This is a genomic window from Streptomyces liliiviolaceus (genome assembly GCF_018070025.1).
Lineage (GTDB): Bacteria > Actinomycetota > Actinomycetes > Streptomycetales > Streptomycetaceae > Streptomyces > Streptomyces liliiviolaceus.
Map to the genome: position 1 here is coordinate 8338068 of NZ_JAGPYQ010000001.1, position 20537 is coordinate 8358604.

The following is a 20537-nucleotide window of genomic DNA, read 5'->3' on the forward strand; positions in this document are numbered from 1 at the left end:
ACCTCGCCGACTTCCCATCGGCCGTCCGTCCTGGGGGCGTCATGCGGATCACCTCGTTGTTGCGGCTGCTCGTCATGGGGAGCCTGTTCGCCGGAGCCGCCGCGTGCGGCCAGGGAAGCGCCGGGGACGGCGGTGGCGGCTCGGCCCACGGCCCGGAAGGGAGCACGCAACGCGCCCGTGACGTCTCCGAGGCCTGGGCGGGCTCGAAGGCCGCGCGGATCTGGCACGAGCGGTACTTCCCGATGGACGCCGCCGTCCAGCTTCCCGAGGGCGCCTTCCGCAGCGGGGCCGACGAGCGCGCGTACGCCACCCAGAACTTCGAACTGGGCGGAGTACTCCCCTCCGGTACGCCCGAGGAGGGGGAGGTACGCTGGCACGGCGGCGGCACGCTCGCCCTTCCCGTCTCCTCCGCGCGGGACGCCTACGCGAAGTTCGCCCGGGGCAGGAACTCCGGCCCCTCCCTCGTCGTGACCGGTGCGCGGCTCGGGACGATGACCCTGTCCACCAGCCGGGGCCCGGCGACCGTGCCCGCGTGGCTCTTCACGGTCAAGGGGTACGACACCCCGCTCAGGCGCGTCGCTGTCGCCCCCTCGAAGCTCCCCCGGCCGCCGGTCGGCCCCCTCCCGCAGACCTCGGACTTCCTGCTTCCGCTCTCCGGGGTCGTGTCGGTGTCGCCGGACGAGCGCACCGTCACCCTGCGGGCCCTGCACGGCTCCTGCGACCGGGGTCCGGCGGTGGCCGTCCTGGAGACCGCGGACAACGTGGTGTTCTCCGCCGGGGTCCGCGACCGGTCGGACGGCCCGTGCACGTCCGAGACGCGGTCCGGGAAGGTGCGGGTGGAGCTCGACCGCCCGGTCGGCGACCGCATGCTCCTCGACGCGTCCACCGGCAGGCCCGTGCCCTACGCCGCTCCGGTGGGATCTCCGGCGCCGTCCTGGAGCTGAGCTTCGGGGGTCGCCACCTGGTCCCGGGTCCGGCGTACCCAGGGCCAGGTGGCGACCCCGACGGCCAGGGCCAGCAGGTGGCCCCAGTTCGTCAGGGGGTCGGTGAAGGCCACGAGGCCCTCGCCGACCAGCCAGGCGGACACCGCCAGGAGGAGCAGGCGGGGCCAGAGCGTCAGGAGCCCGGCCAGTGCGCCGGCGCTCGCCGCGACACCGAAGCTGATGCCGTAGTCGTAGCGGTGCAGGGAACTGTCGGGGAGGTGCCCGGCGAGGACCGAGAGGCCGACGGGTATCTCGGTGGCCAGCGTCGCCACGACGTGCCCCAGCAGGAAGACACCCGCCGTGCGCAGGCCGCCGATGCGCCGCTCCAGCGCGGTGAGCACCAGGAGAAAGGCGATCGCGAACACGGAGGAGATGCCGCCGGCGATCCACAGGGCGCTGGCGATCAGCACGGGTACCGGCGCCTGCGCCAGGTGCACCACGTCCGTGCTGGAGCCCTGGAGCACGCGGCTCACCAGGTGCGGGTCGGCGTACTCGGTGAAGAGCGAGGTCAGGAGGAGGACCACGGCGTACCCGAAGGTGAAAGGGGTGCCGGTGGGGGTGGGCAGCGGCCACCCCCACCGGCGGGAACCCGGCGCCCGCGCCGACGGCGGGTTCGGATTCGGGTGCGGGTGCGGGTCCGGTGGGGGCTTGTCGCGCCGTTCCCCGCGCCCCTTGCGGGGGCCGGAAGGCGCGGGCGGTCCGGTGGGGCCGCCGGACGGTGAGGGCTGGGCGTGCCGTTCCTCGCGCCCCTTGCGGGGGCCGGAGAACTCGGCCCTCTCCCTTCGCTCCGCCATCCGGGGTTCCTTCCGTCCTGCGGGTCCCAGCGTCCTCCAGGGTGCCTGGCTCCGCCACCGCGGGCCGGAGTCGGCCGGCGCGGCGAAAAACGGCTGCCCGGCCGGGGGCGGCTTGCCAGGATGGGGGCATGACCGCGTACGACGCCCCGCACGGCAGCCCCCAAGTCATCGACCGCCGCGACGGACCGTACGGCGAGGTGGTGCTGCGCCGCCACGGCGAGCTGCTGCAGATCATCGCCAACGGCTGCTTCCTCATGGACACCTCCGACGGCCGCTCGGAGAGACTGCTGGTCGACGCCGCGCTCGGCGCGCTGGACGGGCGCCCCGCGCCCAAGGTCCTGATCGGCGGCCTCGGCGTCGGCTTCTCCCTCGCACACGCGGCGGCCGACCCCCGCTGGGGCCGTATCACCGTCGCCGAACGGGAGCGGGCCATCATCGACTGGCACCGCGCCGGGCCGCTCGCGGAGCTGTCGGCCCGCGCGCTCGCCGATCCGCGCACCGAGATCATCGAGGTCGACCTCGTCGCCCACGTCAATGAGACATCCGACACGTACGACGTACTGTGCCTCGACATCGACAACGGACCCGAGTGGACCGTCACGGAGGGCAACGAGAGCCTGTACTCACGGGCCGGACTCGCCGCGTGCGCAAGGGTGTTGAGGAAAGACGGGGTACTCGCTGTTTGGTCGGCCAAACCTTCGCCTGATTTCGCAAGAACCTTGCGGAATGCCGGGTTCCGACACGTGCGTACCGAAGAGATCCCCGTTGCCCGGGGCGTTCCGGACGTGGTGCATCTCGCGGTAAGACCTGGATAGCCGAGCAGTGTTCACTGCCCGTACCCTGCTGCTCTGACGCCGATCATTCAAGCGTCAAGCGCAGTCATGGAATCACCCCACTGGTTCCGGAAAGCACACTCAGGGGCGGGCGATGGAGCAGACACACACCTCGCACAACGGCACGGCGGCCACGCCGGGCGCTCAGCGCCGGGTGCTGGTGGTCGAGGACGATCCGACGATCGTCGACGCCATCGCCGCCCGGCTTCGCGCCGAGGGATTCCTCGTGCAAACAGCGGGTGACGGACCGGCCGCCGTCGACACGGCCGAGGCATGGCAGCCCGACCTGCTGATCCTCGACATCATGCTGCCGGGCTTCGACGGCCTGGAGGTCTGCCGCCGGGTCCAGGCGGCCCGTCCGGTACCGGTGATGATGCTCACCGCCCGCGACGACGAGACGGACATGCTGGTCGGCCTCGGCGTGGGCGCCGACGACTACATGACGAAGCCGTTCTCGATGCGCGAGCTGGCCGCGCGCGTGCACGTACTGTTGCGCCGCGTGGAGCGTGCCGCCCTGGCCGCGTCCACCCCGCGCTCCGGCATCCTGCGCCTCGGCGAGCTGGAGATCGACCACGCCCAGCGCCGGGTCCGGGTGCGCGCCGACGACGTGCACCTCACGCCCACCGAGTTCGACCTGCTGGTCTGCCTGGCGAACACACCCCGCGCGGTCCTCTCGCGCGAGCAGCTGCTGGCCGAGGTCTGGGACTGGGCGGACGCCTCCGGTACCCGGACCGTGGACAGCCACATCAAGGCGCTGCGCCGGAAGATCGGCGCGGAGCGGATCCGTACGGTGCACGGCGTGGGCTACGCGCTGGAGACCCCGACACCCTAGAGTCGGGCACCCTGACCGAGGGGGCGTATGTGATGAGGGGTCTCGGCGTACTGCGCAAGCGCGCCAAGGCGGGCGCGCGGCCGGTCTCCGGCACGGGTGCGCATACCGATGCTGCTTCCGGCGCCACTTCCGGTGCCGCTTCGAGTCCGGGTGGCTTCCCGGCGTCGGGCCCGACGCCGGGTGCCGCGCCGATCTCGGCTCCGGCTTCGCTCCCGGCTTCTCCCCCAGGGCCACCCCCGGGCGCCGGCAGAACGTTCGGCACGACGTCCGGCACCACGTCCGGCACTGCGCCGGGCACGAGCGCGGGCGCGGGCCCGAATTCCGGCTCGGCCACCGGTTCCGGCTCCGGTCCTGGCTCCGGTTCCGGTCTCGGCTCCGGTTCCGGTTCCGGTTCCGGTTCCGGTTCGGGATCCTGGGGTGACGTGCGCCCCTTCTCGATCAAGACCAAGCTCGGCACGCTGGTCGTCGTCGCCGTCTTCATCACCACCGGTCTGCTGATGATCGCGGTGCGCACCGAGACGGAACTGCGCTTCATCACGGTCTTCTCGATGATCGCGACCCTGCTGATCACCCAGTTCGTGGCGCACTCGATCACCGCTCCGCTGGACGAGATGAACACCGTCGCGCGGGGCATCTCGCACGGCGACTACACCCGCCGGGTCAGAGGCGCCGACCGCCGCGACGAGCTGGGCGACCTGGCCCAGACGATCAACCGCATGGCCGACGACCTGGAGGCCCAGGAGCGGCAGCGCAAGGAGCTCGTGGCGAACGTCTCGCACGAGCTGCGCACCCCCATCGCGGGGCTGCGGGCGGTCCTGGAGAACGTGGTGGACGGTGTCTCCGCCGCCGACCCCGAGACGATGCGCACCGCGCTGAAGCAGACGGAGCGCCTCGGCCGGCTGGTGGAGACCCTGCTCGACCTCTCCCGCCTGGACAACGGCGTCGTACCGCTGCGCAAGCGCCGCTTCGAGGTGTGGCCGTACCTGTCGGGCGTACTGAAGGAGGCCAACATGGTGGCCTCCGCGCGCGCGGGCATCGCCTCCGGCTCCGGCAGTCACACGCGTACGGACGTCCATCTGCACCTGGACGTGTCGCCGCCCGAGCTGACCGCGCACGCGGACCCGGAGCGGATCCACCAGGTCGTCGCCAACCTCATCGACAACGCGGTCAAGCACAGCCCGCCGCACGGCCGCGTCACGGTGAAGGCCCGGCGCGGCGACGGCCCCGAGTCCCTGGACCTCGAAGTCCTGGACGAGGGCCCCGGCATCCCGCGCTCGGAGTGGCACCGTGTCTTCGAGCGGTTCAACCGCGGCGGGGTCGTCGCGCCGCACGGCCCGGGCAGCGACGGCGGTACGGGTCTGGGCCTTGCGATCGCCCGCTGGGCGGTCGATCTGCACGGTGGCCGGATCGGCGTGGCCGAATCCGAGCGCGGTTGCCGGATCCAGGTCACTCTTCCGGGAGTGCCCTCGCCGGACAGGTTGACGTAGGGTTCGAAGCGAGAGCCCAAGATCCACGTGATGGGGCAGCAGGACACGTGTCATCGTGCGTTCCTGGCACGGGGGTTCGGCCTTCCGAGGTCGCAGCCCTGAGCAGGCGCGTCCATTTCACATCGGAACCTCGCTTGTTTCCCGCCATTTCGAACGCCGAAACACGCTTTTCGATGTGACTTACGCGACGATGACCAGGCCCGGACTGACCTAGCCGGTCCGGGGGGCGTAGCCTTTATTCCCGCTGTCCATCACCTTGTGAAGCGGAAGAGGGCGGTTGCCGCCGTGTCGCCACAGTCCCCCAGTAACTCATCGAGCGTCTCGACCGAGGACCAAGCCGGGAAGAACCCTGCTGCCGCCTTCGGCCCGAACGAGTGGCTCGTCGACGAGATCTATCAGCAGTACCTCCAGGACCCGAATTCGGTAGACCGAGCCTGGTGGGACTTCTTCGCCGACTACAAGCCCGGCGGCGTGACCGCCGCGGCTCCGGCGGGTACCGCGGCCGCGGGGGCCGCGGGAACCACCGCCCCACCGGCGGCTGCGAAGGCGGCTCCGGCCGCACCCGCCGCGCCGCCCGCCCAGGCCCAGGCTCCGGCCGCTCCTGCCAGGGCAGCGGCTCCCGCCCAGGCCGCACCGGCCGCCGCGAAGCCCGCGGCCGCCGCTCCCGCCCAGGCAGCGGCTCCGGCCGCCGCCCCGGCGAAGCCCGCCGCGGCCAAGCCGGCCGCCGCGAAGGCCGCGCCCGCCGCGGAGGCCACCGCGTCTTCGGCGGGGCCGGAGTACGTGACGCTGCGCGGCCCGAGCGCCGCGGTCGCGAAGAACATGAACGCCTCCGTCGAGGTCCCCACGGCGACGTCCGTGCGCGCGGTCCCGGTGAAGCTGCTCTTCGACAACCGCATCGTCATCAACAACCACCTGAAGCGTGCCCGGGGCGGGAAGATCTCCTTCACCCACCTCATCGGCTACGCGATGGTGCAGGCCATCAAGGCCATGCCGTCGATGAACTACTCCTTCACGGAGAAGGACGGCAAGCCGACCCTGGTCAAGCCGGAGCACGTGAACTTCGGCCTCGCCATCGACCTGGTGAAGCCCAACGGCGACCGCCAGCTGGTCGTCGCGGGCATCAAGAAGGCCGAGACGCTGAACTTCTTCGAGTTCTGGCAGGCCTACGAGGACATCGTCCGCCGGGCGCGTGACGGCAAGCTGACGATGGACGACTTCTCCGGTGTCACGGTCTCGCTGACCAACCCCGGCGGCCTCGGCACCGTCCACTCGGTCCCGCGTCTGATGCCCGGACAGTCGGTCATCATGGGCGTCGGCTCGATGGACTACCCGGCGGAGTTCCAGGGCACCTCCCAGGACACCCTGAACAAGCTCGGCATCGCCAAGGTCATGACGCTCACGTCGACCTACGACCACCGGGTCATCCAGGGCGCCGCCTCCGGCGAGTTCCTGCGCGTCGTCGCGAACTACCTGCTCGGCGAGCAGGGCTTCTACGACGAGATCTTCGAGGCCCTGCGCATTCCGTACGAGCCGGTCCGCTGGCTCAAGGACATCGACGCCTCGCACGACGACGACGTCACGAAGGCCGCCCGCGTCTTCGAGCTGATCCACTCCTACCGGGTCCGCGGCCACGTCATGGCCGACACCGACCCGCTGGAGTACCGCCAGCGCAAGCACCCCGACCTGGACATCACCGAGCACGGGCTCACCCTGTGGGACCTGGAGCGCGAGTTCGCGGTCGGCGGTTTCGCGGGCAAGTCCCTGATGAAGCTGCGCGACATCCTCGGTGTGCTGCGCGACTCGTACTGCCGCACCACCGGCGTCGAGTTCATGCACATCCAGGACCCGAAGCAGCGCCGGTGGATCCAGGACCGTATCGAGCGCCCGCACTCCAAGCCGGAGCGCGAGGAGCAGCTGCGCATCCTGCGCCGGCTGAACGCCGCGGAAGCCTTCGAGACCTTCCTGCAGACGAAGTACGTCGGCCAGAAGCGCTTCTCCCTGGAGGGCGGCGAGTCCGTCATCCCGCTGCTCGACGCGGTGCTCGACTCCGCCGCCGAGTCGCGTCTCGACGAGGTCGTCATCGGCATGGCCCACCGCGGCCGCCTGAACGTCCTCGCGAACATCGTCGGCAAGTCGTACGCGCAGATCTTCCGGGAGTTCGAGGGCAACCTCGACCCGAAGTCGATGCACGGCTCCGGCGACGTCAAGTACCACCTGGGCGCCGAAGGTGTCTTCACGGGCCTGGACGGCGAGCAGATCAGGGTCTCGCTGGCCGCCAACCCCTCGCACCTGGAGGCGGTCGACCCGATCCTGGAGGGCATCGCCCGCGCCAAGCAGGACATCATCAACAAGGGCGGCACGGACTTCACGGTCCTGCCGGTCGCCCTGCACGGTGACGCGGCCTTCGCGGGCCAGGGTGTCGTGGCCGAGACCCTGAACATGTCGCAGCTGCGCGGCTACCGCACCGGCGGCACGGTCCACGTGGTCATCAACAACCAGGTCGGCTTCACCGCCGCCCCGGAGTCCTCGCGCTCCTCGATGTACGCCACCGACGTGGCCCGCATGATCGAGGCGCCGATCTTCCACGTGAACGGCGACGACCCCGAGGCCGTCGTCCGCGTCGCGCGGCTGGCCTTCGAGTTCCGGCAGGCGTTCAACAAGGACGTCGTCATCGACCTCATCTGCTACCGCCGCCGCGGTCACAACGAGTCGGACAACCCGGCGTTCACCCAGCCGCTGATGTACGACCTGATCGACAAGAAGCGCTCGGTGCGCAAGCTCTACACCGAGTCCCTCATCGGTCGCGGCGACATCACGCTGGAAGAGGCCGAGCAGGCGCTGCAGGACTACCAGGGCCAGCTGGAGAAGGTCTTCACGGAGGTCCGTGAGGCCGCGTCCGCGCCCGGCGAGGCGCACGCCCCCGACGTGAAGCCCGAATTCCCGGTGGCGGTCACCACGGCGATCTCCCAGGAGGTCGTCAAGCGGATCGCCGAGTCCCAGGTCAACATCCCCGAGCGCGTCACCGTCCACCCGCGTCTGCTGCCGCAGCTGCAGCGCCGCGCGGCGATGGTCGAGGACGGCACGATCGACTGGGGCATGGGCGAGACGCTCGCGATCGGCTCCCTGCTCCTGGAGGGCACCCCGGTGCGCCTCTCGGGCCAGGACTCCCGCCGCGGCACGTTCGGCCAGCGCCACGCGGTCCTGATCGACCGGGAGACGGCGGAGGACTTCACCCCTCTCCAGTACCTCTCCGAGGACCAGGCCCGCTACAACTGCTACGACTCGCTGCTCAGCGAGTACGCGGCGATGGGCTTCGAGTACGGCTACTCGCTGGCGCGTCCCGAGTCCCTCGTGATGTGGGAGGCGCAGTTCGGCGACTTCGTCAACGGCGCCCAGACGGTCGTGGACGAGTTCATCTCGTCGGCGGAGCAGAAGTGGGGCCAGACCTCTGGCGTCACCCTCCTCCTCCCGCACGGTTACGAGGGCCAGGGCCCGGACCACTCGTCCGCGCGCCCGGAGCGCTTCCTCCAGATGTGCGCGCAGAACAACATGACGGTCGCCATGCCGACGCTCCCGTCGAACTACTTCCACCTCCTGCGGTGGCAGGTGCACAACCCGCACCACAAGCCGCTGGTGGTCTTCACCCCGAAGTCGATGCTGCGCCTCAAGGCCGCCGCGTCGAAGGCGGAGGAGTTCACGACGGGCGGCTTCCGCCCCGTCATCGGCGACGCCGCGGTGGACCCGGCCGCGGTCAAGAAGGTCGTCTTCACGGCCGGCAAGGTCTACTACGACCTCGACGCCGAGCGTCAGAAGCGCGGCATCACGGACACGGCCGTCATCCGCATCGAGCGCCTGTACCCCCTCCCGGGTGCCGAGCTCCAGGCGGAGATCGCCAAGTACCCGAACGCCGAGAAGTACCTGTGGGCCCAGGAGGAGCCGGCGAACCAGGGCGCGTGGCCGTTCATCGCCCTGAACCTCATCGACCACCTGGACCTGGCGGTCGGCGCGGACATCCCCCACGGGGAGCGCCTGCGCCGCATCTCCCGCCCGGCGGGCTCGTCCCCGGCGGTCGGCTCGGCCAAGCGCCACCAGGCGGAGCAGGAGCAGCTGGTGCGCGAGGTGTTCGACGCCTGACCGGTCACGGCACGCACTGACCGTACGAACGGAGGACCCGGTCCTGAGCTTCGGCTCGGGGGCGGGTCCTTCGTCGTGGTGGGCCGGGGCGGACGTTCCTGTCAGGTCGTCTGGGGCTCGAAGTTCCAGTACAGGCGTGACCGCTCCTCTGGCGCGGGCACCTGCTCGCCCCGCAGCGCCTGCCGGTCGGCGTCGAGGGCACGGCGGGCGCCCCGGGTCAGCGGATGTTCCTTCCCCAGGACCCGGCCGGCCCGCTCCCCCGTGTCCCGGCTCAGCGCGACGGCCGCTTCGACGCGGCCCGTGACATGGCGTATCGCGGCGGCGTTGACGGCGCAGCCGAGAGTCCAGGGGTGGTCGGGGCCGACGGCGCTCGTCATGTCGGTCAGGGCCCGCTCGGCCAGGGTGTGGGCCTGGTTCCGTTCGCCGACGGCCCGGAGGATGAGCGCCTGGTTGCTCCGCGCGCCCGCGACGAACGGATGGTCCGCTCCGAGCAGCCGCAGGTACCTGGCGACCAGTCGCTCACTGAGCCCGCGGGCCCGGTCGATGTCTCCGTGCTCGCGCAGGAAACAACTGTGGGCGGCCGCGAACATCAGGGTGGAGGAGTATCCCTTGCCGCGGACCTGTTCGCTCTTGGCGAGCACGGACCCGAAGAGTTCCCCCGCCGCCTCGTGGTCGTCCAGGCGGTACAGGCACTGGGCCAGGTTGTAGGAGGCCTGCAGGGTCTGGGGGTGGTCCTTGCCCAGGAGCCGCAGATGCTGCGCCGTGTTGGCCCGTTGAAGGTCCAGGGCTCGCTCGTAGCGGCCCAGGAGCCGCAGATCGGTCGACCGGGAGAGGTCGGAGATGAGCGTCCAGATGTGCTCAGCGCCAAGCACTTCCTCGCGGATGCCGAGTACCCACCGGTCGATCTCCAGGGCTTCCTCGTACCGGCCGAGAAGCCTCAGCGAGGATGCCTTGTTGTTCTGCGCCGCGAGGGTCAGCGGAGCACGTTCGCCGCCGAGTTCCGTGTAGCCCGCGCAGACTTCCTCCGACAGGTGCAACGACTCCTCGTACCGGCCGAGAGCGCGCAGGTCCGCGGCGAGACTGCCGACCGCGCGCAGATACCGCTCGTCCCGTGCCCCGCCCTTCGCGCGGTGCTCCTCGACCGCCGCCCGGCTCACGGCCTCGCTGTCCTTGAACGCACCCATGATCCGGAGCAGGTTGGCGTAGTGGTGGCGGAGGTCCCACAACCGTTCGGAGTGCTCGTCCTCGTGGCCCTGCCAGGCCGCCAGAGCCTGTTCGGCGAACCGCACCCCCGTCGCGTGCTCACCCGAGAGGTAGAGGTAGCGAAGGCAGTTCAGGACGAGGCCCTGGACGGACGGGTCGGTGTGCGACAGCAGTTCCGCGTGCTCCAGATGCGGTACGAGTTCGGCGTAGCGCTGCCACAGAGACGTCTTGCTGGGGTCGCCCGGATCGAAGGCGATCAGTACACGCCGGGCCGTTTCGGCGCACTCCTCGTGCTCCTCCGGTGACATGTCCAGCTGGACGGTCCGATGGACCATCCGGTGCAGGGAGAGGAACTCGTTCCGCGGGTCCTGTCGCGGATGCTCCACGTGGACCACCGAGTACTTCCGCAACCGCTCGACGGCGCGGTCCCAGCGGACGTCGTCCATGAGCAGCCCCGCCATGGCGGGCGGGAGTTCGCCGGCCGGTGCTCCTCGCAGCAGTCGCACGGACACCGCGTCGGGTGCGAAGAACGTGCACAGCCGAAGCAGTTGGACGGATTCCGGGGAGGTGGCGCGGAACTTGTCGAGCAGGACCGTCCAGGCGGTGCGGAAGGTCATCGGGAAGTCGGCCGACACCTGGACCGGGGTGCTCCGGTCCGCGTCGTCCGTCAGCAGTTCCCGGAGGTACTCCGACACGGGCATGCCGGACTCCTCCAGCCAGCCCGCGGTCTGGTCGAGAAGCAGCGGCAGGTCCCCCAGCGCCTCAGCCAGCTGGTGGGAGTCCTCCAGGGTCAGCCGGGGCGCGCGGCGCCGGATGAAGGCCACCGACTCCTCCCGGTCGTAGCCGGGAACCTCCACCAGGGTGCCGGGAGAGATGTCCCAGTCCAGGCTGCACGAGGTGACGAGCACATGACCGGTTCCGGTCGGCAGGAGGTCCCTGATCTCGTCCGGTTCGTCGGCGCCGTCCAGGATGAGCAGCCAGCGAGTGAAGGGCCGACCGCGCCTCAGTGCGTCCCAGACCGCGCGCAGCCGCTCGCCGTACTCCGCACCGGTCGCCAGTCCCAGCGCCGGGGCGAGTTCCGCCAGTCCCTGCCGGAACGCGGCTCGGTTACCGGAATGCACCCACCACACCACGTGATACCCGGAGGCGAAACGGTAGGCGTACTCGGCGGCCAACTGGGACTTGCCCACGCCCGACAGGCCGTAAAGGGTGACCCGGCTCTCGCGCTGGAGGACCTCGTACACCGTGTTCAGCAGTGGTACGCGCCCGGTGAAACGGTCGTTGCGTTCGGGCACCCGGCCCCACACGCGCAGGGTGTGCACCGGGAAGGGCGGTCCGGAACGGGTGTCCCGCGACGACTCGGGAGAGCTGAAGGGCAGATCGAGCCGGGCCAGAAGGCGCCGCTCCGCCTCCTCGGCGCCCACGTCGTGGAGGGTGACCGCGTCGAGCGAGGCGGCCGCCGCAGGCGGTAGGACGGAGGGGGCCACCGTCACCGCCGCGATGCGTCGCGCGTTCGGCGCCACGACCTCGCGCAGGGCGTCGTCCCACTCCTGGGACGTATGGGTGTCCAGTTTGAAGTACTGGTCGCTCAGGAGCAGCAGGACGGGCCCCGGAGCCAACAGGAGGTCACGGAGCGACTCCTCGATGGACGCGTCGGGCAGCGGATCCCACCGCTGGGGCACGACGCGGTGGCCGTGCAGCTCCAGACAGTGCGCGATCCAGGTGGCCCAGGGCCTGTGGACACCGGCGAAACTGAGGGTCACGGTCTGCCGTCCGGTGCGCAGCCGCCACGGCGGTCCGTTCGGCGGAACGAGTTCCGGCAGGTCGCCCGGTACGGCCCGGTGACCGGTCGTACGGTCGTCGTGCGCCGCGCGGCTCCCGGCCGCCGGCAGGTCGACGGACTGTTCCGACGTCCGGGGGGCGGGCAGGCTCTCGGTCGTGGAGGCCGGTTCCCGCAAGATGTCCGTCGATCGTGCGGCAGGTGCGCGGCCGGGCACGCGTTCCCTGATCTCTGACAGCAGCTCCGCCTTGCGGACCGGCACGCCCCACTGGTTGTTGACGGTCAGCCACAGCGACGCGTGGCCGGTCGCGCGCCCGGTCGAGACCCTGAAGTGGGCCGGTCCGTACGTACCGCCGAACCGGTGCAGGACGACGCTCGGTTCGTCGAGAGCGGTGCACACGAAATAGGGCGAGCCGTCCAGGGTGACGGTGAAGGTGAACTCCTCGTCCGGATAGGGCCAGTGACGGGCCGCTTCCTCGCCCTCCGGAAGAGGGCCGCGCAGGTCGACGGTGACCAGGTATTCGCACTCCGTCTCGGCGATCCGTGGCCAGGCCACAACGGGTTCGATCAGGAGGGTGTGCTCGTCGAGGTTCGTCACGGACTCCCTCCCCAGGCGCTGTGCCCTTTCTCGGTGATGAGTCGCAGTGTGGTGAGCGGATGTCCGTAATACTGGAAGGCGAAGGCGTACAGCAATCGCATGACCCGCTTTTGACCGACCTTGTCCACCTGACCGTCATCGTTGCGCGTTGTCGGGATCGCCGCCAGGGTGCCGAAGTCCTGGAGCGCGCCCTCCCGGAAGGCACGCAGCGTCTCCGGGACCGGTCTGTCGGGGCGGCCGGTCACCTCGCGCACCAGGCGCCGGATCAGTACGCGTGCTTCCTGGTTGCCGACCTCGCCCGCGGTGACGATGCATCCGCTCGCTCCTTTGCGCAGGAAGAGCTCGGCAAATCCTCTCAGCGCGTTCTCGCCCTGGCCCCGGTTGTCCACGAAGCGTCCCGAGTGGCAGGCGTTGAGACACACCAGAGAGCGGTCCCTGTCCAGGACCCGCATGGCCTGGCTGTTGTACTCCGCCCAGGTGCGCTCCGCGAGCGTGAGGCGCATGACGGTGTCGCCGTAGGTGCCGTGGCAGCCCAGGTAGACCAGGCCGGTGGGATCCTCCTGCTCCGGGGCTTCGAGCGCCCGCAGGAAGGACGTCATCTCGGGGTGCGTCCGGTGGATGTACGGCGTGAAGACGTGGGAGTCGTCGGCCATGTCCCGGTGGAGATAGGCGAGGACGCTGCCGTGGCATTCGCCCGTTGCGCGTGGCAGGCCCTGGCTTCCGTCGTGCACGGTGGTCCAGCGGGTCAGGACGAGCAGGGCGCCCAACAGGCCTCCCGGCAGCCCGTTTCCCCGGTCCGCGGGCACCCAGAACGCCTCCCAGGGCAGCTCGTAGCCCGTGTCGTCCCACACGATGAGGCGCAGCGCGGCGCCGTGCCGGGCGCGCGCCCGGTTGATCCAGTCCGCCAGTTCGGACTGGTTCCCGGACCAGTGCTGGATTCCCCGCAGGATCTCGGAGGGGTACTCCCCGCGCTGCGTCAGGTTGCCGAGGCCAACGGCCGGGGCGGTGAGCCGGGTCGGTCCGGCCGCGCAGGCGACCGTGAGGTCGCCGCACCAGCCCTGGAAGCGGTAGCCGTCCTGGCCTCCGATGCCGACGGCCCGGATCACCCGGAGAAGGGCGTATCCCTCGTCCAGACGTTCGTTCAGCCTGACGTCGGCGCCGCCGGTTCCGGTCGGGGCCTCCTGCGGGCGGAGCAGGTGAAGCATCGACGGGTGGTCGGGACGGATCGCGGTCTTGGGGCGGGGCAACGGCGCCCGGCGGATCACGTTGCCCGCTCCCGTCAGCCAGCGGGGGCCGCGCTGCGGCTCACCACTCACCGGCGTTTCCCCTCCCGTCCGCGTCCGGGCCCCTGCCGCCCTGCCCGTCGATCACGATGCCGCCCAGGGTGTCCGCCAGGGTGAACGGCAGGCTCCCGTACGGTTCGCGTCCCGCGTCGACCACGACGACCCGCAACCGCGTCCGGTCCATGGCCCTGATGTCCGCCGCGGCACGCAACGCGTCCTCGACCCCCTCCGCTCCCACCGGACCGCTCAGCCTCCCGGTGTGGCTGGCCCGCAGCGGTATGTTGCCGCGGCCGTCCGTGACCACGACCAGCCACGCCTCGGCGAGGCCGCTGCCGTGTTGCCGGAAGGCTCGGCGCAGGGCTCGCGCCGCCTGCTCGATGCCGTGGGCGAGCGGACTGGCACGGCCCAGGGGCCGGTACAGGGCCGCGAGCAGCCGTGGATCACGGACACTGCGCAGCGCGAAGGACTCCGCCCGCAGTTCGTCGGCCGCCTCGGCGCCGCCGATCTCCACGACGTGCACGGCGGCCCGCACGGTGTACGCCCATTGCAGGTAGGGGGCGAGGACGTCCTGCCAGTCCCAGTCGCCCCGGCACGTGTGGTCGAGGACGAGTACGAGCATGCGCTCCGGTGCTCCGGCGCGGACATGACAGTGCAGGTCGGCGGCCGAGACCGTGAAGTGTTCAGCCCGACGCACGCGTTGGTGCAGGGCGGCTTCTCGCACGGTGCGCACGTAGGCGAGGTCGTTAAGGTCCCTGGCCCGTCGCGAGCCGATGACCACACCGCGCCGGGTGTCCGTTCCCGCCGTCCGCTGCCAGGGGCTGCGCAACGGGGCGAAGTCGCGCAGTACGCCGGCGCTGTCCTCGGGATAGGGGGTGGTGAGGGCGGTGGGAGTGCCGCCCGGTGCGCTACCGATGCCCTCGGCGGGTTCGGTTTCCAGCAGTGCCTGTCCGGCTTCGGCCCGGCGGCGCTCGGTCTGCTCGCCCTGCCCGTGTTTCCCGGTGTCACCCCGCGGTCGTGGGATCAGGCGCGGCGGGGGCGGTACGGCAGCCGCCGCGCCCGCCGCCGGCTCTGGCGCCCGGGGCGTGTCGGCCACGGCGAGACCCATCAGCCGCGCCGCGGCGTCGCAGTGTTCGACGCGCGCCGTCCCCTCTCCCTCCAATGCGGCGAGCGCACGGGCGAGCCGGGCCAGGGCGAGCTGCCTGCGCACCCCCGTGTCCGGGCCGAGGAGACGGGCGACGCGCACGACGGTGTCGTCGGCGACAGCGACGGGCGGGGCACCGGTGTCGTCGACGGCACGGGCCGAGGCGGCGAGCCAGGTCGGCGGGAGGGCGCCGAGCAGCTGTTCGACGTCGAGGGTCGTGAGGCCCGCGACGGGCAGCCGGATGGCGAAACGGTCGAGCAGATGGTTGCTGATCCGGCCCGCGTCGGCCGAGCTGCAGGCGGCCAGCCAGCGGGCCCGGGGCCGGGCCTCGTGCCGCAGTCCCGCCTGTTCCACCACGGCCACGTCGGCGCCCAGCAGTTGGACCGCCCCGCGCATCCCGGCGACGCTGAGCCGGCACAGATCCGGTACGAGGACCACGGGCGGCGGAGCTCCCGTCCTGTCGTCCGCCTGGATGAGCGGACCCGGTTCGAGGCGGAAGGCGATGCCGTCCGCCTCCTGACGCAGCACGGGCCTGGTCCACAGATCCTCGTCGCGGCTGGTGGCACCCAGGACGACCAGCGGGGCCCCCGGCTGCCGGGCACCGGCCAGAAGCCTGCCGAAGAGGCGGGCCACTCCATCGAGGAGCTGCGGCTCAAGGTCGAACAGCAGCACGCTGGAGAGCGCCGGGTCCACCGCGGCGCAGACGAGCGCTTGACACAGGCGCAGGGCAAGATCGTCCGGCTGCCCTCCCCGGCCATGTGGCCCGTGCGGCCCCCCGCTCGGCTCCGGTACCGCGCCGGAACGGGAACCAGGGCCGGTGTCGGCGCCGATACCGATGTCGAAGGCAGAACCGGTGTCCGGGGTGTCGCCGCTCGGCGGTTCCGTGGCCATCCCTGTGCCTCAGCCGGTTTCGAAGAGGTCCCTGACACGGGCCTCGTCGTCCGTGGTCCAGTCGAACGTGCCGCCGTGGGCGGTCTCCGGCCTGCGGTGGCGGAACGCCATCGGCAGGACTCGCAGCAGATGACCGGGCTCCACGGTGTCCGCTCCCTCCAGGGCGGCCAGCGCGCGGGCCGCCAGCGTCGCGACGATCTCCCCGCGCTGCCCGACGGCCTCGACCCGCTGAGCCACCTGTGCGCACAGCTGGACCATCTCGTCCGGAACCTTCATCGTCGCCACCCGGCTCCTGGCACTTTCCAGCAGGTCCCGCGTCGCGGTGTTGTCCTGCTCGGCCTCCTGGAGCCAGGGCGACTCCTCCTTCTGGTACTCCTCCTCGAAGGCCAGCACGGTCTTGATCGTCCGGTGCCGGGTCTCCGTGTCCTGCTGCTGGGCGGCGACCATGAGTCCGAACCGGTCGAGCAACTGCGGTCGCAGCCAGCCCTCTTCGGGGTTCATCGTGCCCACCAGACCGAAGGAGACATGTTTGGCGTCGGCCAGCCCCTCCCGCTGCACGGACAGGACACCCGTGGAGACGACATCGAGGATCACGTTGACGAGATGGTCGTCGAGCAGGTTGACCTCGTCGATGTACAGGAGCCCTTTTCCGGCCGCCTCTTCGAGGAGTCCCGGCTGCGGGCGGGCCTCGCCCCGCATCAGCGCCTCCAGCTCCCAGCCGCCGACCACCCGGTCGTCGGTGGCGTTGATGGGGAGGGTGACGGGCAGTTCCGCGTGCACCATCAGCGCGAAGGCCCGCACGATCGTGGACTTGGCGGTGCCCCGCGCGCCGGCCATCAGGACACCGCCGATGCGTGGCGCCACGTAGTTCAGTTCGAGCGCCAGCTTGAGGTCGTTCTGCCCCACCACACGGCTGTAGGGAAGGATGCGTATGGCTCCGGTCGTACGGCTCACGAGTCGGTTCCCCCTCCGCTGCCCGGTAACGCCTCGACCGGGGCGGCGGTCCGCCACCGGAACGTGACCTGCAGCTGCGCTTCTGCCTTGCTGGTGACCAAGGCCGCCATGCCCGCGTCGACCTTGATGGACAACTGCATCTCGATCTCGTCCGGTCGCAGATCGTCCGTCAGTTCGGCGAACCGGCCGACGGCCTGTGCGGCGCACCGCCGGGCCAGCTCCAGCCCGTCCGTGTACGCGTCACGGGCCACCTCCACGACACGCTGCGCGACCCGCCCTCTGACCTCCTCGTCGCCGTAGACGGCCGCGAGACCGCCATCGGCGTCCGGATCGAGGTCGACCTCAATCTGGACGGGGATGGGCCCGTCCGCGCCATCCGGTACGGGGCCCACTAGGATCACCACACGTCCCCCCGGTGCAACTGTCCTGTGCAGTACGGCTGTTGGGCGGGAACTGGCTTCATTCCCCGGCGTACATGGCGGTATGCGTCGAGGAGCCGACTTCCCGGCTCAGGTTTCCTGTGGTTCGAAGTCCCACAACAGACGCTCCCTACGGCGCGCCTGGACCGTGTAGGAGTGCTGGGCGCCGAACGCCGAGGTCAGATCGGACAGCGCCTCCTGCTCGACCTTCTCGGCCTGTTGGCCGCTCCTCAGCCCGCGCATGTCGTCGGCCAGGCCGATGCGGGCGAAGACCGTCAGCGGATGGGTCCGCCCCAGCGTTTCGGTGGCTTTGGTGACGGTGTCCTTGCTGAGTTCGGCGGCCGCGTCGAATTCGTCCACCAGTTTGCGCATCGCGGAGGCGTTCAGAGCACAGCCCAACGTCCATGGATGGTCCTGTCCCACCGCCGCCGTCATGTCGAGCAGAGCTTGCTCGACCATCGCGTGGGCCTGCTCGCGCTCACCCACGTCGGAGAGGATCAACGCGTAATTGGCACGAGACCCCGCGATGTAGGGGTGTCCAGCGGGAAGCATCACCTCGTAACGGGCGATGACGGATTCGCTCACGGTGCGGGCCTCGTCGACATTGCCGTGCCGGCGGGCGAAACAGCTGTATCCGGAGGTGACGATCAGCGTGGTCGGACTGGTTTCACCCAGCACGCGTTCGCTGCGTTCCCTCAAATCAGCCAGAGCGGCGAGGAGTTGGTCCGTGTGCTCACGATCCCTTCCGCCGCTGCCATACGCGCAGAGAGCGTAGTTGTACTCCGCCAGCACAGTCACATAATTGCCCGGCCCCACAGCCCTGCGCAGCTCGCGGACATTTTCTCTTTGAATCGATCCGGCTACTTTGTACTGACCCAGAAGACGGAGGTCCAGCGCGTGGTGGAATTCCGAGGACAGCGTTGACGGGTTCCGTGTGCTGAGGATCCGCCGCCGCTCCTCAAGCGTACGCCGGTCACATTCACGCGCCTGTTCATAGCGTCCCAGGAGCCTCAGAGTGACCGCCAGGTTGTTCTCGACGCGCAAGGTCGTCACGGAATCCGGACTCAAGGCGGCACGGCACGTCGGAACGAGCCACTCGCAGAGTTCCAGCGATTCCTCGTACCGGGCGAGTGCCCGCAGGTCCGCCGCCAGACCGCTGACCGCACGGATGTGCGCCAGGGACTCGGCGCCCTGGGCGTCCCTCAGGTACTCGATGGCCGACCGGGTGATGGCTTCCGAACGTTGGTACTCACCCACTCCGCGCAGCAGGTTGGCGTAGTGGTGTGCCACCTCCCAGACCTTCGGGTGGTTCTCACCGAGCAGTGAGCGCCAGGTGTCCATGGCGCGTTCACCGAGTTTGATACCTGCCACGTAGTCGCCGGACTGGTACATGTAGCGGAGGCTGTCGAGGACCAGGCGCTGTACGCCCCGGTCCTCGCTCATCAGCACATCCGCATGCTTGAGGTGCGGCACCAACTGGGCGTACTTCTCCCAGGAACGAACGTCGTCCGGACTCCCGGGGTTTGCTGCTACGAGCGCTTGCCGCACCACGTCGATGAATTCCTGACGGTCTTGGTCCGGCATATTCTGGCGGACGATCTGATGAACCATTCGATGCAAGTAGAAAAGCCCTCCCGAGGTGCTGGCCTCATCGGAGTCCGCCGTCTGAAACTCCTCAGGGATGACGGAATAACGCCGCAGCTGTTTGACCGCCTTCTGCCACGCATCCGTGTCGTCCAGCAGTTCAGCGATCCGGTCGGGCACATGAACGGTCGGCATCTGCCGCAGTAGATCCACAGGGATAAGACCCGGCGCGAAGAACGTACACAGCTGCAGGAGGTCGACGGATTCGGGCGCGGTCTCCCGGAGTTTGCCGAGAAGTATCGACCAGGACTGCTGGAATGACATCCGGAAATCAGGCGATACCCTTACCGCACTCTGATCGACACTGCTCTCCAGCAGATCGATGTACTGCGTCACCGACATGTCCGAGTCGTTGAGCCAGCCGGCGGTCTGGTCCAGCGCCAGCGGCAGGTCTTCGAGCGCTTCGGCCAGTTGTTCCGCCTCGGACCAGGTCAGCCTCGGGGCACGACGGCGGATGAAGGCCACCGACTCGGTGCGGTCGTAGACCGGCACCTCCAGCAACTGGCTGTTGTGGTCACGCCATTGCGGGTTGCGGGACGTGATCAGTACATGGCCGGTGCCGGTCGGCACGAGGTCCGAGATCTCCTCCGGCTCATCGGCGCCGTCCAGGACCAGCAGCCAGTTGGCGTAGGGGTCGCCCCGACGCAGCGAGGTGCGCACCGCTCGCAGCCGCTCTCCGTAGTCGGCCCCCGTGGTGAGCCCGAGCTTCGGGGCGAGCTCCGCGAGGGCCCGCCGGTAGCCGGAGCGCTTTTCGGCGCGCACCCACCACACCACGTCGTACTCCAGCCGGAACCGGTATACGAACTCGGCGACCAACTGGGTCTTGCCCACCCCCGGCATGCCGTGGAAGGTCACGACGCCCGCGCCCGGTTGCGCGTCCTGCAGCGACCGGTACGCGTCGTTCAGAAGTTTCTCCCGTCCGGTGAAACGGGTGTTGCGGCGTGGCACCGTCGGATCCCAGACCTCCGGACTGGCAGTCGGGAATCGCGGTGCCCGTCGTGCACTGTCGGTGGATTCCACCGGGGATCGGCCGAGCAAGTCCAGCCGGTCGAGAACGCGCCGCTCGGCCTCCTCGGCGCCCACGAACGTCAGATCGGTCGCGGCAAGCACCGTGGTGGCTGTCGGTACCGGCTGGTTGGTGACCAGGACGCCTGCGAACCGCTCGGCCTCCGGCGCCACCACCTCACGAAGGGCCGTGTTCCATTCCTCGTACGTCCTCGGTCCGAGCTGGAAGTACCACTCGCTGACGACGATGAGGATCCGCCCCGGCGCGAGTCTCAGGTCCCGCAGTTGCTCCGCGAGCGGGACTTCGGAAGGCCCTTCCCAGCGCTGGTACACGACACGTTGCCCGTGACGTTCGAGCACGTAGCCGATCCAGGCCGCCCAAGCCCGGTTGTACCCGGCGAAACTTATGGTGACTGCCTGATTTTGGGCATGCCTGTCGGCCGGTCCGACCGGCGCACGGCTTTCAGACATGCAGCAGCCTCCCCCGCGTACATCGCGCGTGAGTCTATGACGCATGCAGGGATTGCCAACAGGGCTCATTAGGACGCGAGTTGGC

At 70.1% G+C, this 20537-nt stretch carries 12 protein-coding genes; 5 read left to right on the forward strand and 7 right to left on the reverse strand.

Annotated features, from left to right (window positions below; translation table 11 throughout):
* Positions 1-41: 41 nt before the first annotated feature.
* Positions 42-944 (forward strand): hypothetical protein, encoded by a 903-nt coding sequence (locus J8N05_RS35340; RefSeq protein ID WP_210889846.1) that lies wholly within the window; start codon positions 42-44, stop codon positions 942-944.
* Here the strand turns inward: J8N05_RS35340 and J8N05_RS35345 are convergent.
* Entirely contained in the window at positions 902-1777 is an 876-nt protein-coding gene (locus J8N05_RS35345; protein ID WP_247706631.1) for a rhomboid-like protein, read from the reverse strand. The two genes, J8N05_RS35340 and J8N05_RS35345, sit on opposite strands and share 43 nt — an antisense overlap.
* A gap of 128 nt (positions 1778-1905) precedes the next feature.
* Between J8N05_RS35345 and J8N05_RS35350 the strand changes: the two genes are divergently transcribed.
* The 4 genes from J8N05_RS35350 to J8N05_RS35365 all read left to right on the forward strand — a co-directional run bounded on the left by J8N05_RS35350 (position 1906) and on the right by J8N05_RS35365 (position 9063).
* Entirely contained in the window at positions 1906-2592 is a 687-nt protein-coding gene (locus tag J8N05_RS35350) for a spermine/spermidine synthase domain-containing protein (protein ID WP_210889847.1), read from the forward strand.
* A 112-nt stretch (positions 2593-2704) separates the two neighbouring features.
* Positions 2705-3442 carry a response regulator transcription factor gene (locus J8N05_RS35355; RefSeq protein WP_107021341.1) on the forward strand — a complete coding sequence of 246 codons (738 nt, stop codon included), beginning with the start codon at positions 2705-2707 and terminating at the stop codon, positions 3440-3442.
* Positions 3443-3864: 422 nt separating this feature from the next.
* Positions 3865-4929 carry a HAMP domain-containing sensor histidine kinase gene (locus J8N05_RS35360; protein ID WP_210889848.1) on the forward strand — a complete coding sequence of 355 codons (1065 nt, stop codon included), beginning with the start codon at positions 3865-3867 and terminating at the stop codon, positions 4927-4929.
* Positions 4930-5214: 285 nt separating this feature from the next.
* The gene (locus J8N05_RS35365; RefSeq protein WP_210889849.1) at positions 5215-9063 is read left to right on the forward strand and encodes a multifunctional oxoglutarate decarboxylase/oxoglutarate dehydrogenase thiamine pyrophosphate-binding subunit/dihydrolipoyllysine-residue succinyltransferase subunit; all 3849 of its coding nucleotides are present in this window, start codon (positions 5215-5217) and stop codon (positions 9061-9063) included.
* 101 nt (positions 9064-9164) lie between these two features.
* On the opposite strand, the gene fxsT (J8N05_RS35370) is transcribed toward J8N05_RS35365, so the two are convergent.
* The 6 genes from fxsT (J8N05_RS35370) to fxsT (J8N05_RS35395) all read right to left on the reverse strand — a co-directional run bounded on the left by fxsT (J8N05_RS35370) (position 9165) and on the right by fxsT (J8N05_RS35395) (position 20452).
* Positions 9165-12050, reverse strand: a complete 2886-nt coding sequence (gene fxsT / locus J8N05_RS35370) for an FxSxx-COOH system tetratricopeptide repeat protein (protein WP_407699991.1) — start codon at positions 12048-12050, stop codon at positions 9165-9167.
* A gap of 590 nt (positions 12051-12640) precedes the next feature.
* Entirely contained in the window at positions 12641-13960 is a 1320-nt protein-coding gene (locus tag J8N05_RS35375; RefSeq protein ID WP_247706632.1) for a CHAT domain-containing protein, read from the reverse strand.
* Complete coding sequence (locus J8N05_RS35380) at positions 13950-15959, reverse strand: magnesium chelatase (RefSeq protein WP_210889851.1); 2010 nt, start codon at positions 15957-15959, stop codon at positions 13950-13952. The genes J8N05_RS35375 and J8N05_RS35380 overlap by 11 nt, the downstream gene beginning before the upstream one ends.
* 9 nt (positions 15960-15968) lie before the next feature.
* Positions 15969-16913, reverse strand: a complete 945-nt coding sequence (locus J8N05_RS35385) for an AAA family ATPase (RefSeq protein WP_210889852.1) — start codon at positions 16911-16913, stop codon at positions 15969-15971.
* Positions 16910-17317, reverse strand: coding sequence for a CU044_2847 family protein (locus J8N05_RS35390; RefSeq protein ID WP_247706633.1), 408 nt, complete (start codon positions 17315-17317; stop codon positions 16910-16912). The genes J8N05_RS35385 and J8N05_RS35390 overlap by 4 nt, the downstream gene beginning before the upstream one ends.
* Positions 17318-17422: 105 nt before the next feature.
* Complete coding sequence (gene fxsT / locus J8N05_RS35395; RefSeq protein ID WP_210889853.1) at positions 17423-20452, reverse strand: FxSxx-COOH system tetratricopeptide repeat protein; 3030 nt, start codon at positions 20450-20452, stop codon at positions 17423-17425.
* Positions 20453-20537 lie beyond the last annotated feature (85 nt).

Coding starts and splice junctions, on each gene's coding strand:
- J8N05_RS35380 (WP_210889851.1), bottom strand. CDS start 15,959: ATGGCCACGGAACCGCCGAGCGGCGACACCCCGGACACCGGTTCTGCC.
- J8N05_RS35350 (WP_210889847.1), top strand. CDS start 1,906: ATGACCGCGTACGACGCCCCGCACGGCAGCCCCCAAGTCATCGACCGC.
- J8N05_RS35355 (WP_107021341.1), top strand. CDS start 2,705: ATGGAGCAGACACACACCTCGCACAACGGCACGGCGGCCACGCCGGGC.
- fxsT (WP_210889853.1), bottom strand. CDS start 20,452: ATGTCTGAAAGCCGTGCGCCGGTCGGACCGGCCGACAGGCATGCCCAA.
- J8N05_RS35340 (WP_210889846.1), top strand. CDS start 42: ATGCGGATCACCTCGTTGTTGCGGCTGCTCGTCATGGGGAGCCTGTTC.
- J8N05_RS35345 (WP_247706631.1), bottom strand. CDS start 1,777: ATGGCGGAGCGAAGGGAGAGGGCCGAGTTCTCCGGCCCCCGCAAGGGG.